This is a genomic window from Dactylosporangium sp. NPDC000555, assembly GCF_040300025.1.
Lineage (GTDB): Bacteria > Actinomycetota > Actinomycetes > Mycobacteriales > Micromonosporaceae > Dactylosporangium.
This window is the reverse complement of sequence record NZ_JBEPDB010000135.1, coordinates 1-14127: the sequence shown is the minus strand read 5'-3', so window position 1 is coordinate 14127 and position 14127 is coordinate 1. Positions and strand designations below refer to the sequence as shown.

Here is a 14127-nt window from a genome sequence, read left to right as displayed (position 1 = left end):
AGCACCCGTCGCCGATACTTCGGGCACCACACCACGTGGAAGGCGCACTGGAAGACGACATTGCTGTTCGACCGCAGGGTGACGGACACAGAAACGGTATACAGCACGTATCTATCTACTGTTCGTGCGGAGTTGATGCCCTAACCCCACGGCTGAAGCCGGGGGTCTGCGCGCTACGCATTTTGATCAGCGACGGGCCTGGCAACCAGAGCAGCACCAGCGCGATGACCGCCAGCACGACGGCCAGGGGTACCAGAACGGCGGCGGCTTCCGGGGCGATCGTCAGGCTGATCCGGTCGGTGTCCGGCACCCGCGCCGCCGGGAGCACATTACCGGCCTCGAACATGAGCAGAATGGCCAGCAGGCCACGGAGCACCGGCGACTCCGGCACGACGAACGCCGTCCCGGCCGGGGACAGCTCGAACGTCGCCGGCGGGCGCCGCAGAGAACGGGTCAGCCACAGATAGCCGAGCGCCGGCACGATAGGAGCCAGCGCGAACGTCAGGATGCTGGCCCAGATGCTCAACGCCTCCGGCTCGATACGCCAGTACAGCGGCTGGAGCACGAACTTGTAGACCACGACGGCGGCCAGCGTGACCACGGCGAAGCCTGTAGCGGCGACCTTCCCCCGGGCGATCGACATGCCCAGATCTTAATCCGGTCGTGCCACCACGCGGGGGCCGCCGCCCGGCCAACGATAAAGCCTCTCCCCCAGGTTCGGACGACGTCGATGACGGCCGGATACTGTAGCGCTGACGGGGCGGACGTCTGCCGCCGCCGCCCCGAGTTTCACGGCTGACGTGTGCGGGCGTGCGATCGATATGCTGGGGCCGGCTGTTGGCGGGCGGGACCGCTTCCAGTTTCATGGCGGTGTCGATGCTTTTGCCGATCACGGACGCCGCGCTGACCGCGCCGTCGTGTCACGCCACCCGTCTGAGCCTGCTTTGTGTGTGGGGATGAATGCGGCCGTGTGATGGTGTGCTGTGCTTGAACTGCGGCGGGTTGAAGAATCGGAGGGCAGCGATTTTGGTGGTACGGTGCTCTCCGTCACGGGTGGGGGCCGCGTTATCCGAGCGGTACAGGGCTGGTGTGCAATATACGTGACGGGGCGGCAGGTGACGTGTTCGTTGTTCGCTCCGGTATGGGTGGGCTGAACCAAGTGAACGAAATCCGGACTGTTGATCTATAGACCTCCAGGTCAATTAGTGTGCTCCCCGCGCACGCGGGGATGGTCCGGGTGGCGGCGACTTCGTCATCGACGTCACGAAGTGCTCCCCGCGCACGCGGGGATGGTCCTGAAGTGTCACCCCGACCTCCCGCGATCGGTGAGTGCTCCCCGCGCACGCGGGGATGGTCCCGAGTTCGGCGGAACCTTCGCCGACACCGCCAAGTGCTCCCCGCGCACGCGGGGATGGTCCGGAGTTCTGCGCGTCGATCGGCGTCGACACGGTGTGCTCCCCGCGCACGCGGGGATGGTCCGGCCGACGGGCACCTGCAGTACGACGAAGGTGGGTGCTCCCCGCGCACGCGGGGATGGTCCTGACACTCCATGCGCCTTGATGCGTTGACGGGTGTGCTCCCCGCGCACGCGGGGATGGTCCGGCCCTAGGCTGACGGAACGTGAGAGTGAGCAGGTGCTCCCCGCGCACGCGGGGATGGTCCCCAACACGGGTTCGACACCCATGAAGAGAATCGGTGCTCCCCGCGCACGCGGGGATGGTCCGATGCTCACCGCCAAGTAGCGGGCCGGGTGTGCGTGCTCCCCGCGCACGCGGGGATGGTCCGACCCGACCAGCGCTGCCCCCAGTCCTTCTTGAGTGCTCCCCGCGCACGCGGGGATGGTCCGCGATCAGCGCGCGACGCAGCTCCCCCGGCGTGGTGCTCCCCGCGCACGCGGGGATGGTCCGGGGATCGAGGGCTCCGACGTCGTCGTCGCGGCGTGCTCCCCGCGCACGCGGGGATGGTCCGCCGACGTGCGCCGTCTCGCCGCCCTCGTTGCCGTGCTCCCCGCGCACGCGGGGATGGTCCCCGTGGCGACAATCCCAGCAGTTCGCCCTCGGGTGCTCCCCGCGCACGCGGGGATGGTCCGGGAAAGCCCCGCCGCGTTGCCACGCCGGGGCCGTGCTCCCCGCGCACGCGGGGATGGTCCCACCAGGGCGGCGATCTGGGCGATGGCGCCGCCGTGCTCCCCGCGCACGCGGGGATGGTCCGCTCTACCGCGCCCTGCTCAACATCGACCCGGTGTGCTCCCCGCGCACGCGGGGATGGTCCGCGGTTGCCGCCGGCGGCGGAGGGTCGCCGGAGGTGCTCCCCGCGCACGCGGGGATGGTCCCTTGCGCGCCATCAGGCGCCACCTCCTTGATATGTGCTCCCCGCGCACGCGGGGATGGTCCGGACTGGATCAAGGGCACGCTGTGGCCCGGCCTGTGCTCCCCGCGCACGCGGGGATGGTCCCGAGGTCCACGTCGCGCGGGGCATCGCGTACGGGTGCTCCCCGCGCACGCGGGGATGGTCCCCCGGCGACGAGCTGCTGAACCGGTCCGTCGAGGGTGCTCCCCGCGCACGCGGGGATGGTCCGTGGCGTTGCCGGTCGCGGGCGGCGGCGCCGTCGTGCTCCCCGCGCACGCGGGGATGGTCCCGACTTCGCGCGCACATTCAAGGACGGGGTGACGTGCTCCCCGCGCACGCGGGGATGGTCCGCTTGCCAGCGTTTGGCGGTTGGGCGGGGCGGTGTGCTCCCCGCGCACGCGGGGATGGTCCCAGCCCGCCGGGTAGTCGCCGTGACGGCGGGATGTGCTCCCCGCGCACGCGGGGATGGTCCGTAATTCACCGTGTCGAAGTGCCGGGGGAACAGGTGCTCCCCGCGCACGCGGGGATGGTCCGTACGAGCACCGGGACGCGTCGCTCAACGCGATGTGCTCCCCGCGCACGCGGGGATGGTCCCTCGAACTTCATGCCCAGCAGCTCGGGCACGCTGTGCTCCCCGCGCACGCGGGGATGGTCCTTGATTGGCGAGCATTTGCAGGATTGGCACGCCGTGCTCCCCGCGCACGCGGGGATGGTCCCTGCCAGGCCGCAGGCAAGTACGGGTTCAACTTGTGCTCCCCGCGCACGCGGGGATGGTCCGGCCAGCTCACACGTATCGACCTCGCCCTCGCTGTGCTCCCCGCGCACGCGGGGATGGTCCGCGGTGGACGGTGCTGGCCAGCCGCGCCCGGGAGGGTGCTCCCCGCGCACGCGGGGATGGTCCTGGGTGCACGTCGAGGTCGATCACCCGGAGCGTGTGCTCCCCGCGCACGCGGGGATGGTCCGAACCCGAACATGTCCGTCTCGCGGGAGAACGTGTGCTCCCCGCGCACGCGGGGATGGTCCGCTGCCCACGCGCGAGCAGTTGTGCGAGCTGTAGTGCTCCCCGCGCACGCGGGGATGGTCCGGTGTTCCCGGCGGAGACCAACGTGTACGTGTTGTGCTCCCCGCGCACGCGGGGATGGTCCCTGGCCGAACGGGCCCGGCCGCAGGTCGGCGCTGTGCTCCCCGCGCACGCGGGGATGGTCCCTCGACAGCCATCAGCTACCGCCCATCTATTTAGTGCTCCCCGCGCACGCGGGGATGGTCCCGGCGCAACCAGCGTCGGGTTCCGCCAGGGCGTGCGTGTGCTCCCCGCGCATGCGGGGATGGTCCCGGGCCGGCACCGCGGGCGCCGAGCTGGAATTCGTGCTCCCCCGCGCACGCGGGGATGGTCCGGTGCTATGTGCTTGACCAACACGACGGCGTCGCCGTTATCACGGTGTGGACCACCCCATGCCAGCCATGCACGTCAGCCTGGATGTGGGCAGTGCGCCCCTGGCCCCCCGATAAACGGTGGTGCTGTTCGCCGGCAGTAAATAGGATTCGATCATGGGCCGGACCTTCGACATCATCACGCCGCCGCGCTTCTGAGCGGGGCGACTCCGCTCATCGCGTCCAGCCGTTGTGTGGGCTGAACGCGCGGTTCACGCATCGTTGAGTTCGGTACGTCCCGCTTCCGCGACCTTCATTCCTTCTCGTCGCAGGAGCGATTCTTCATGCTTGTCTCCAAACACCCGGTGGCCACCGCTCAACGCTCGGCCACCGGCCTGTGGTTGCTTGTCCTGGCAGGCGTGCTGTGGGGAACCGGCGGCCTCACCGGCAGGCTTCTCGCCCACGAAACCGGGCTGTCACCGCTGGCGGTGGCCGCGTACCGGCTCGCCGTCGGCGGCACCCTCATCATCGTCTCCCTCGTGCTCATCCGACGGCCGCTGCCACGCGGCCGGTACGCCTGGACCCGGATCACCGTGATCGGACTGCTCGCCGCCGTCTTCCAAGCCTGCTACTTCGCCGCGGTGTCACTCACCACGGTTAGCCTCGCCACCCTGCTCACTATTGGCGCGTCACCTGTCCTGGTGCTGACCGCTGAGTGCGTCACCGGGCGGCGACGGGCCAGCGTGCCGATGTTCGCGACCCTGGCTCTGGCCGTCACCGGTCTGGTTCTGCTCATCGGCGTACCGTCCGGCGGCCTCACCACCACGAGGGTGCTGGCCGGAGCCGCACTCGCACTGCTCGCGGCAGGCGGCTTCGCCACGATGACCTTTGTCAGCGCCCGGCCCGTTCCCGGCCTTGACGACCTCGCCGCGACCGGGCTCGGCTTCACCACCGGTGCGGCCGTGCTCACCCCGCTCGCCGCAGTGGCATCTGGCGTGAACTTCATCCCGGGGCCGGCCTCCATCGGGCTGCTGCTCCTGCTGGGCACTGCACCGACCGCTGTGGCGTACGCCCTGTACCTCCGGGGCTTGCGTACCACACCGGCCGGTACCGCAGCGCTGATGGCGTTGCTGGAACCGTTCGTCGGAACGGTCCTGGCGGCCCTGATCCTCGGCGACCGCCTCAGCCCGACCGGATTCATCGGTGCCGGGCTCCTCGCCGCCGCCATCCTGCTCGACACCCGCAGCTCGCATCGCTAACCGTCCGGGGCCTGGGCAGGACCAGCAGCACCTGCCCGGGCCCCACGTAATTACCGATCTCGGCCGCGCCACGTCTCATGTCCCGCTGAGCGCTTCATGTGCTGGCGGGATCGCTGCCTCGCCACTCCGGCAGCGGTGGCTGGTCCCACGCCCGCCGGACCGCGTCCAGCGTCGCCCACGCGGCCGAGACGAACACCGAGGCATTGCGGTGGACCCCCGCCAACGCGTCGAACGAGCCCGGCGCGGCGGGATCACGGGCGGAGGTGACATTCGCTTCGGTCAGTCCGTCACGGAACACCGCGGCGATGGTGTCGAGATGGAAGGCCCGCACCACCAGCGTCCGGGCGACCGGGTCGTCCCAGGCTTCGCTGTGGCCCCCGATGTGCTCGACCAGGCCGCGCAGCATGGCCGCGGGCGCGGCGACGGTGTCGTCGGCGAGAATGCGTGCCAATCCCAGCGGTACCGCCGACGGGCCGGTCCGCAACGCCCCGATCGCGCTGCTGCGAAGCCGGATGAGCTCGCGCCGGATCAGATGCTCGGTGACCGCGGACAGGGAGGCGGCGGGGACGGCGCCGGCGATGCTGATCGCGGTTCGGGCCGTGCGAAGCAGCTCCCGGGCCAGCCCGCCCGAGACGCAGTAGAACACCGCGGCAAAGGGCTCGGGAAGATCAATGACGCGCCGGTCGAGAATTTGCCCGGCCGTCTCGTAGGACAGGTGGCCGACGCGGACCACCTCGTCGATCGCGCTGTCGAACAGGTCCCGTCGGCCCAGCTCGGCGAGGTTCGCGTCGACCAGCGTCTCGTCGGAGATCGACACCAGAAACAGGCAGTCGCGGACGCCGAAGACCGCCTTGAGCTCGTTCAGGAAGTCGCGGGCCCGATCGGCCGGCTGGATCCGGTCCAGCTCGTCCACGCCGATGATGAACCGCGGCCTCCGCCCGCCGGCCCCGCCCGGCGTTGTCCGCGCCACCGCGGCCGCGACGACGCTCAGGAAGGCCCGCAGATCGGCCAGGATCTCCGGGTAGGTCAGCGGCTGCCGGGCCAGCGCGGCGGCGCGGTCGCGGCCGGCCGAGAGGCCCCGCCAGCCGAGCGAGGCGCGGACCGTGGTCGTCGAGGTGGACAGGTGGCGTATCCGCGTCAGTTCGTCGCGCGCTTGCTGCCGCAGTTCGGCCGGGCCCGCCGACTCGACGTGCCGGCAGACCTCGGCGTAGAGGTACAACATGAACTCCCGCCGGTCGAAGTTCGCCGGCGCGGGCACGACGACCGCATGATCGGGCGGATCGTCGGCGGTCCGGTACCGCCCCGCGGCGAACGTGGTGAGCAGGTACGTCTTTCCCGCACCGCGCGGTCCGCACAGCGCCACGCCACCGCTGCCCATGTTGCTGGCGGCGATCCGCAGCTGGTCGGCAGCCGGTGTGTGCACGTGGAACGACTCGTCGGTGAGCACTCGCAGGCCGGCCGCGTCGATGACCGGCAGGGTAGTGGAAAACCGGCGCTCGATCGCAGCGTTGATCTCGGCCCGAAGCAACGGCAAAATCGCGTCCTGCAGCAGCGCGGTCGTCCAGGCCAGAGCCGCCTGGTTCGCCGCCGACTCGGCCGAGCGCAGTGCCGCCTTATCGGACGGGCGGATCAGCAACATCCCGTACACGAGCGCGACGGCCAGACCGATCAGGTACCACCGGCCGGGCACGCTGTTGTCCGTGGCAATGCGGTGATTGGCCAATTCCCAGAGCGCTCGCGGAAGCGCCCCTGCCACACAGACTCCCACGAGAATCACCGCCGCCACGACCGCCGCGCGGTTAGCGGAGGCCTTCGCCTGCGCCGCACCGGACCCGTCATTGAAAAGCGCGACGACTCGGCCGTGGGCCGCGATCTGCCTTGTCAGCCAAACGGTCCCGCCGACCATCCCGAGAAATACGAAAGGACCGAAGATTGCCTGCGCCACCTCTACCGGCCGCTGATGTTTGAGGGCCTCCTCGAGCGCGGCACCGATGCCGACGAGCGCCGAGACGGCGAGGGTCAGCAGGACGGCAACGACCAGGACCACCAGTCGTACCCGGCCGGTCCACCGGTGCCGACGAGCGCCCGCTTCAGACGCCGCGGCCGCCCGGCGAAATTCCGACTCGAGCCCGGCGACGCCGCCCAACAGCACCGCCCGCTGATCCAGCGCCCGCTGGCGCAGCTCAGCCGCAGTCGGCGCACCCCGCTTGCGAAGAGCAACGTCGATCTCGGGCGTCTGCAACGCCGTGGTGAGGAGACGGTCGAAAATGGCATCCTGCCCGTCGGCCAGCATGGCCCGCCCCCTCGCGATGGTCCGCCGCAACAACCTCAATTGCACCCCGGCGGCCCCCGGAACGGCTCCGCCAAAGCGGTAACCTTCACTACGCGGAGCACTGTGTTCGTCGACGTCGAGATCAGCGACGGACCATCCCCGGATCCGGGCCAGGGACGTGGCGCTGCTGGCCGGCACCGGCGCGTACGGCTGGGAGGTCGCCCACCGCATGCCCGGGGAGCACGCGCTCGTCTCGCTCGAGCAGTGCGCGCCGCTCGGACCATCCCGCGCACAGGGAGCACAATCGACCCGAGCGCCGACCAGTGGGAGGCCGTGGGACCCATCCCCCGTGTGCGCGGGGAGCACGGTAGATGACTATCTGCGGCTGATTGAGCAGCAGGACCATCCGCGTACGCGGGGAGCACGCACCAGGGCCGGTGCAGCGCTCGGCGGACACGGGACCACCCCCGCGGGCGCGGGGAGCACGTCGGCCCTGGTCACGAGGAGGTCAAAGCAGCCGGACCATCCCCGCGTGCACGGGGAGCACATCGACAAGGCCAACTCGATCCCGGGCGTGGACGGACCATCCCCGCGTGCGCGGGGAGCACGCCTCGCGGATCGCGAGGTACGCCGCCTACGTCGGACCATCCCCGCGTGCACGGGGAGCAGGCCGACCTCAAGCGCGAGTACGTGGGCCTGTGGGGACCATCCCCGCGTGCGCGGGGAGCACATCGCCGCGCCGTTGGAGCTCGGCGCCACCCAGGGACCATCCCCGCGTGCGCGGGGAGCACGGTACACGACGATCGCGGCCCCGGACGTCGTCAGGACCATCCCCGCGTGCGCGGGGAGCACGGAATCAGGTCGTGACCAGCAGCGACGTGACGGGACCATCCCCGCGTGCGCGGGGAGCACGGGGGTGGGCTGGGAGCTGCGTGGTGACGCCGAGGGATCATCCCCGCGTGCGCGGGGAGCACCGCGGCGCTGCTCGAGCAGCGCGACGGCCGGTGGGGACCATCCCCGCGTGCGCGGGGAGCACGAGTCGACAACCTTCAACGAGATGGCGCCGGAAGGACCATCCCCGCGTGCGCGGGGAGGACCGATCGCGCACACAACCGCGCTGGTCCGCCTCCGGACCATCCCCGCGTGCGCGGGGAGGACATCGACTCCGCCACGCCCGCGCCGCCCGGTGTGGGACCATCCCCGCGTGCGCGGGGAGGACGGGCCGGGGTGTTCGCGGTCGTTGGCCGGTCGCGGACCATCCCCGCGTGCGCGGGGAGGACCACGCCCGCGCCAACGTCACCGGCGCCGTCGAGGGACCATCCCCGCGTGCGCGGGGAGGACCAACCGCACACCCTCCGCCGATCGGTGGACGGCGGACCATCCCCGCGTGCGCGGGGAGGACGTAACGGCCGAGCGTCACTGGTCGCCACCTTCCGGACCATCCCCGCGTGCGCGGGGAGGACATTCCCGGGTGCCATGACGGATCGTCCGGGTGAGGACCATCCCCGCGTGCGCGGGGAGGACGCATCAGCGAACGCGTAGCGCACGAAGCCGTGCGGACCATCCCCGCGTGCGCGGGGAGCACAGGGCGGCTCCGGGGTAGCCGTTGCCCATCGCCGGACCATCCCCGCGTGCGCGGGGAGCACGCTTGCGGTCAACCTCGACTACGGCGACGCTAAGGACCATCCCCGCGTGCGCGGGGAGCACGACGCTGGACGCCTTGACGTAGACGGCCTGCCCGGACCATCCCCGCGTGCGCGGGGAGCACCCGCCGGGCGTAATGCAGTCGCCCACGATGTCGGGACCATCCCCGCGTGCGCGGGGAGCACTCGGGGGTCTTGGCGACGGAGCCGGAGATCAAGGGACCATCCCCGCGTGCGCGGGGAGCACGACAAGGAGTCCCCCCGCGCAGGGGAGGCGGAGGGACCATCCCCGCGTGCGCGGGGAGCACGGCGGCGACCAGCGGTGGATCAGCGCGTTCGACGGACCATCCCCGCGTGCGCGGGGAGCACCAGGATCAGGACGAGGCGCCCTTACGCAGGTACGGACCATCCCCGCGTGCGCGGGGAGCACGCCCTTGTCCTGTTCGTCGGCGGCGCGATCTTGGGACCATCCCCGCGTGCGCGGGGAGCACCAGCTTTGCCGCCTGAAAACAACCGGGTGATCAGGACCATCCCCGCGTGCGCGGGGAGCACCTACGGCTTGCCGCTACGGCTCTGTGTCCCTGGGGACCATCCCCGCGTGCGCGGGGAGCACGAATGGCCATCCGGTGATTTTCCGGCGGCAAAGGGACCATCCCCGCGTGCGCGGGGAGCACCGAGTTGCGTGAGTGGGTCCTGTGGGTCAGGACGGACCATCCCCGCGTGCGCGGGGAGCACGTCTCCCCGACCGTGACATACCCGCCCGGGACGGGACCATCCCCGCGTGCGCGGGGAGCACATCATCCAGCCCGTGTTCGCGGGCATCGGCGCCGGACCATCCCCGCGTGCGCGGGGAGCACGTCGCCGGCACGCCCGCCCGGGCCGCCGCCGTCGGACCATCCCCGCGTGCGCGGGGAGCACTTCAAGGACGGCGGATGGTGCAGCGAGGACGGCGGACCATCCCCGCGTGCGCGGGGAGCACTGTCGTCGCTGCCAGACTGGCAGCAACTGGTAGGGACCATCCCCGCGTGCGCGGGGAGCACGTGGCTGCGGTCGGCGTGGTGGCGGGCGGCGTCGGACCATCCCCGCGTGCGCGGGGAGCACAGGCCGAGGACCCGGCGCAACTCCGTGCCGGGCGGACCATCCCCGCGTGCGCGGGGAGCACACTAATTGACCTGGAGGTCTATAGATCAACAGTCCGGATTTCGTTCACTTGGTTCAGCCCACCCATACCGGAGCAAACAACGAACACGTCACCTGCCGCCCCGTCACATACATTGCACACCAGCTCTACACCGCTCGGATAACGTACCCCCGCCCGTGACGGACAGCACCGTACCACCAAATCGCTGCGCTCCGATTCTTCCACCCGCAGCAGTTCAGGCACAGCACAACCATCACACGACCGCATTCATCCCGCACACGAAGCAGGCTCAGACGGACCGCGTGACACGACGGCCACGCCCGGGCCAGCACGCTGTCCGCGACCGGCAACAGAGCATCGACACCCGCAATTACACGAACGGTCCCGCCCACCGGCAGCCGGACCCAGTATATCGATCACCGGGGGCACCTGGCTTGTGCGCCACCAGGCTGGCGATAGAGATCCGGCCGGATCCAGGGCCGGTCAACTTGGCCACGGGCGCGTGTCCCCGCGTGGCCCAAGCGCGGCCTTGGTTGGTCTCAGCGTGTGTCCCGCCTCGTCGGCAAAGCAGGTCTGCGCGCCCCGGCCTGCGCCCGACCCTTGTACCGTTGGCCGTTGCCCTCGGCGCCCGCAGCAGCGAGACGACCTTGGCCACCCAGCGTGCACGGGGTGGCGACGACGGATGTAATTTTGACCCGCGTCAAACGTTCCGGTCGACGCGGAGCACGAGCGCGCCCGAGGCGAGGCCCTCGCTGATTTCGCGGGCAAGTGCCGTTCCTGCCGCGGCGGCCCGTTCAAGCCCCGCGCGGAACTCGGCCAGTTGGCGGAACGCATCCCCATACGCTCGTTGATCCTGCAGCGTTAGCACCGGGATGGTGAGGCGCTTGAGGTCGATTCGTTGGGTGCCGCTGCCGGAGCTGGATGCTCGCCCGGCGACGCGTAGGTTGTCGGCGCGCGAAAGAACACCGGCGACGAACCATGGATCGAATCGAGTTGGATCGACCCGCAGCAACTGTACGCCCGGTCCCAGTTGGGCGCCGACCTGCTTGGGGGTTGCCACTCGGACGACGATCTCGCGGCTGGTGATGGGAATGAGGAGGTCACCCGGGTGTACCCGTGGTGCGTCGTCGTCTTCCGCAGTGCTGGCTGCCGTGCCGGTCGGCGGGCCGTCGGAGAGGACGTCGGCGGAGGTCAGCACTGTGTTGTCGGTGGTGCTGCCGGTGGATTGGGTACGGGTGGTTGTGCGCAGTATCGACATGCTGCCCGAGCGGACCAGGTCGGCGAGGCTGGCCCGTGGCGCGCTCCCGAGGGGCGTCGCCTTTGCCGGTCGCACGTCGGGTAGTCCGTGCCGGAGTTCGGTGAGCAGCCGGCCGAGGTCGCTGATGCTGGCCTTCGTGCGGGCCGGATCGGTGACGAACTCACCGGGTGGCGGCAGGTAGCGCTGGGGGGTCAGGTCCACCTGGTCGTCGAGTACTTCGATGCTGGGGACGACGCGCTGGATACCCGGCACATCGGTGTGGGGCCCGGACCGGTAGTCGCGCCACGCCGCCTCGACCAGTTCGGTGAGCGGTTGGCTGCTTGCGGCGGCATTGATGAACAGGATTCGATCGGCGGGCAGTTGGTGTTCGTCGGGTTGGATGAGCGTCCAGATGTGCAGGCCGATACCGGCCGGCGGCATGAGGCCGGCGGGCAGCGCGACGACGGCGCGCAGGGCGCCGCGGCGGACGAGTTCGGCCCGGATTCGTCGGCCGGCTGGGCGCAGCGCTGCGGCTGGTGGCATCAGAACGACGGCGGTGCCCCCCGGGGCGAGGTGGGCCAGGGCATGCTGCACCCACGCCAGCTCCGGTTCGGTGCGTGGGGGCATGCCGTATACCCAGCGGGGGTCGTAGGCGAGCTGGTCATGTCCCCAGTCGTGGATGCCGAACGGGAAGTTTGCCACCACGGCCTCGGCCCGCACGTCGGTGAAGGCGTCGGCGAGCAGGCTGTCGCCGACGTGTAGCACGGGTGGTGCCGTCGGGGCTCCGGCTTGCTGTGCGCGCCGGTGGACGAACCACAGGCGCAGCAGGGCGATCAGTGCGTACTGCGGCTTGATCTCCTGGGCGAGGCAGTGGATCGCAGTTCCGGTGCGCAGTGCCTGGTCGGCAGCCATCCGCAGGATCGATCCGGTGCCGCAGGTGAAGTCCAGGGTGCGAGCACCGTGGCCGGCGATGGTCAGCATGACCTCGACGACCGCATCCGGGGTGCTGGCCAGGCCGGACATCGACTGGGCGGATGTTGTGTACTGGTTGTGCAGGTACTCGAAGGCAGTCTCCGGGTCCTGCTCCAGCCCCAGTTGGTCGACAGTGCGCAGCACGGTGGTCAGTTGTGGTCCCCATCGGTCCGGAAGTACACCTCTGACCAGTGTTGCGAGGCCGCGGTCGATCGCGCGTAGCTGGTTGAGGAGTTGTTTCGGGGTGAGCAGGCCGGCCCCGGGGGCGGGCTGGGCGGATCGGGCCAGCAAGTAGGCACCCGCGATGCCCAGGGCGTCACCGATCTGCGCCGCGGGCTGATAGCTCTCGAGATACCGCCAGGCCCACTGCTCGGTGCCGGCCTGATGAAGTTTTCCCTGACGACGCAGCCACTGCTCGACCTCGTGGGCGTTGAAGCTGGGACTGGTCGGCGTGCCACCGACCGGAGCAGGAAAGTCCGCGTAGCGGCGGCGCCAGTTGCTCACCGCCGCCCGGCCGACGTTGGCCATGCGTGCGATACCGCTGGCGGTGAGGGTGGCGTCCCCGATGGCGGTGTACTGCTCGCTTGTCACACGTGAACGCTATCACCTAGCATCCTCTTGTTGCCATAGTTCACAAGTGTCATGCTGCAACGAGACGGTTCACAGATGGGAGAGGTCATGGCGCGGCGTGGGCGCAGCACCGCTATCGGAAAATTCGCCAAGGTTCACCAGGATCGTCGAGTCTCCGAGATCCGTGTCCTCGGCGAGTTGCTGCGTCGCGAGCAGCGGACGGCGCCAATCGGGCACCCGGCCCGCGACGCGCCGTCCGGCCCACCGGACGTTTCCCGCCCTCACGACTGAAGGAGGACCATGAACATCCTTGCTCGTATCCGCCCTGTCAACCACGGCAACATCGAGCTTCGAGCCGGTCGCGTACCTGGTCGACGGCGCACGCCGATTCGGTAGGCGGCACCGCCGCGCAACGGAGTTTCCGCGGGTATGTCTCGATCCGGCGCTGGGCCGGGCCATCGCGAACGCATACATGACGGCGCCGCGCCGGGACGAACGGGCCTTCGCCGCCTACGCCGCACTCTGTGCGCAGACCGTGCAGCAGTACCACTTCCTGGTGGGCCGGGTCGATTTCGGCGGGCTGGGTGTGGCGGTCCGGATCGTCGACGAGGATCCGTACCCGGATGCGGAGGCGATGGTCCAGGACGTTCACCGACGGCGGCTGCGGGTGTATGCCAGCGCGGCCACCGGCAATCCACATCCGTACCTGAGTGATGGCGAGAACGACATGTTCCGCGCAGTTCACGATGCCTTCGGTCACGCGGCCAGCGGTCGTGGCTTCGATCCGCACGGCGAGGAGGCAGCCTGGCTGAAGCACAGCGCGATGTACTCGCCGCTGGCGCGCCGTGCTCTGGCAACCGAAATCCGTGGGCAGACCTGTGCGCGCGTGTTCCACTACGCAGGCACGGGGTATCCGGAGCAGAAGGCGATACTGCTACCGCGCTGGTTCAGCGATCCACGGTCGGTGCGCGTCGGGTAGTGGCGCGTAGCTCGGCGATCTCCTGCCGCAGTTCCAGGGTCACCGGATGGTCGGGGCCTTGCACCCGGATCTGCTCCTGCAGGAGGAGCTCGAGCTGGCGCGTCGCCCGGTCGTGTTCGCCGAGGGCCAGGTGCGCGCGGGCGGCGCGCAGCCGGCAGTCGAACACCAGCGGATGGTCGTGACCGTGCCGCTGGGCGTGCCGCTCGGCGAGTTGCCGCCAGCACCGGGCGGCGGCTCGGAACTTGCCGGCGGCGTACAACTGTTCGGCCTCCGCGGCGGCATCGTCGGGATCGAGGTCGGGGCGCCGAGCCGGGGGTGGCGGTGTGACGGTGCG

At 70.3% G+C, this 14127-nt stretch carries 5 protein-coding genes, 2 pseudogenes and 2 CRISPR repeat arrays; of the genes and pseudogenes, 2 read left to right on the top strand and 5 right to left on the bottom strand.

What is annotated here, in order from left to right; all coding sequences use genetic code 11:
• Positions 1–89 (bottom strand): annotated as a pseudogene (locus ABT297_RS40895) (IS200/IS605 family transposase); the annotation flags it as partial.
• A 26-nt stretch (positions 90–115) separates the two neighbouring features.
• On the bottom strand, positions 116–643 hold the full coding sequence (locus ABT297_RS40890; protein WP_350558824.1) for a hypothetical protein: 528 nt from the start codon (positions 641–643) through the stop codon (positions 116–118).
• 564 nt (positions 644–1207) lie between these two features.
• A CRISPR array of direct repeats spans positions 1208–3743; the repeat unit is 28 nt; unit sequence GTGCTCCCCGCGCACGCGGGGATGGTCC.
• 321 nt (positions 3744–4064) lie between these two features.
• Between ABT297_RS40890 and ABT297_RS40885 the strand changes: the two genes are divergently transcribed.
• Positions 4065–4979: a DMT family transporter gene (locus ABT297_RS40885; protein WP_350558822.1), complete on the top strand. Its 915-nt coding sequence runs from the start codon at positions 4065–4067 to the stop codon at positions 4977–4979.
• A gap of 94 nt (positions 4980–5073) precedes the next feature.
• On the opposite strand, the gene ABT297_RS40880 is transcribed toward ABT297_RS40885, so the two are convergent.
• Both ABT297_RS40880 and ABT297_RS40875 read right to left on the bottom strand, forming a co-directional pair.
• Entirely contained in the window at positions 5074–7272 is a 2199-nt protein-coding gene (locus ABT297_RS40880) for a hypothetical protein (RefSeq protein ID WP_350558819.1), read from the bottom strand.
• A gap of 437 nt (positions 7273–7709) precedes the next feature.
• Positions 7710–10056: a CRISPR direct-repeat array (repeat unit 28 nt; unit sequence GGACCATCCCCGCGTGCGCGGGGAGCAC).
• A gap of 679 nt (positions 10057–10735) precedes the next feature.
• Positions 10736–12835 carry an N-6 DNA methylase gene (locus ABT297_RS40875; RefSeq protein ID WP_350558816.1) on the bottom strand — a complete coding sequence of 700 codons (2100 nt, stop codon included), beginning with the start codon at positions 12833–12835 and terminating at the stop codon, positions 10736–10738.
• A gap of 289 nt (positions 12836–13124) precedes the next feature.
• Here ABT297_RS40875 and ABT297_RS40870 point away from each other — a divergent pair, with 289 nt between their 5' ends.
• Positions 13125–13793 (top strand): hypothetical protein, encoded by a 669-nt coding sequence (locus ABT297_RS40870; RefSeq protein ID WP_350558813.1) that lies wholly within the window; start codon positions 13125–13127, stop codon positions 13791–13793.
• Here the strand turns inward: ABT297_RS40870 and ABT297_RS40865 are convergent.
• Positions 13762–14127, bottom strand: a pseudogene (locus ABT297_RS40865) (serine/threonine-protein kinase); the annotation flags it as partial. The gene ABT297_RS40870 and the pseudogene ABT297_RS40865 sit on opposite strands and share 32 nt — an antisense overlap.

Excerpts from the sequence above, each read along its gene's own strand:
- ABT297_RS40890 (WP_350558824.1), bottom strand. The coding sequence starts at position 643 with ATGTCGATCGCCCGGGGGAAGGTCGCCGCTACAGGCTTCGCCGTGGTC.
- ABT297_RS40885 (WP_350558822.1), top strand. The coding sequence starts at position 4,065 with ATGCTTGTCTCCAAACACCCGGTGGCCACCGCTCAACGCTCGGCCACC.
- ABT297_RS40880 (WP_350558819.1), bottom strand. The coding sequence starts at position 7,272 with ATGCTGGCCGACGGGCAGGATGCCATTTTCGACCGTCTCCTCACCACG.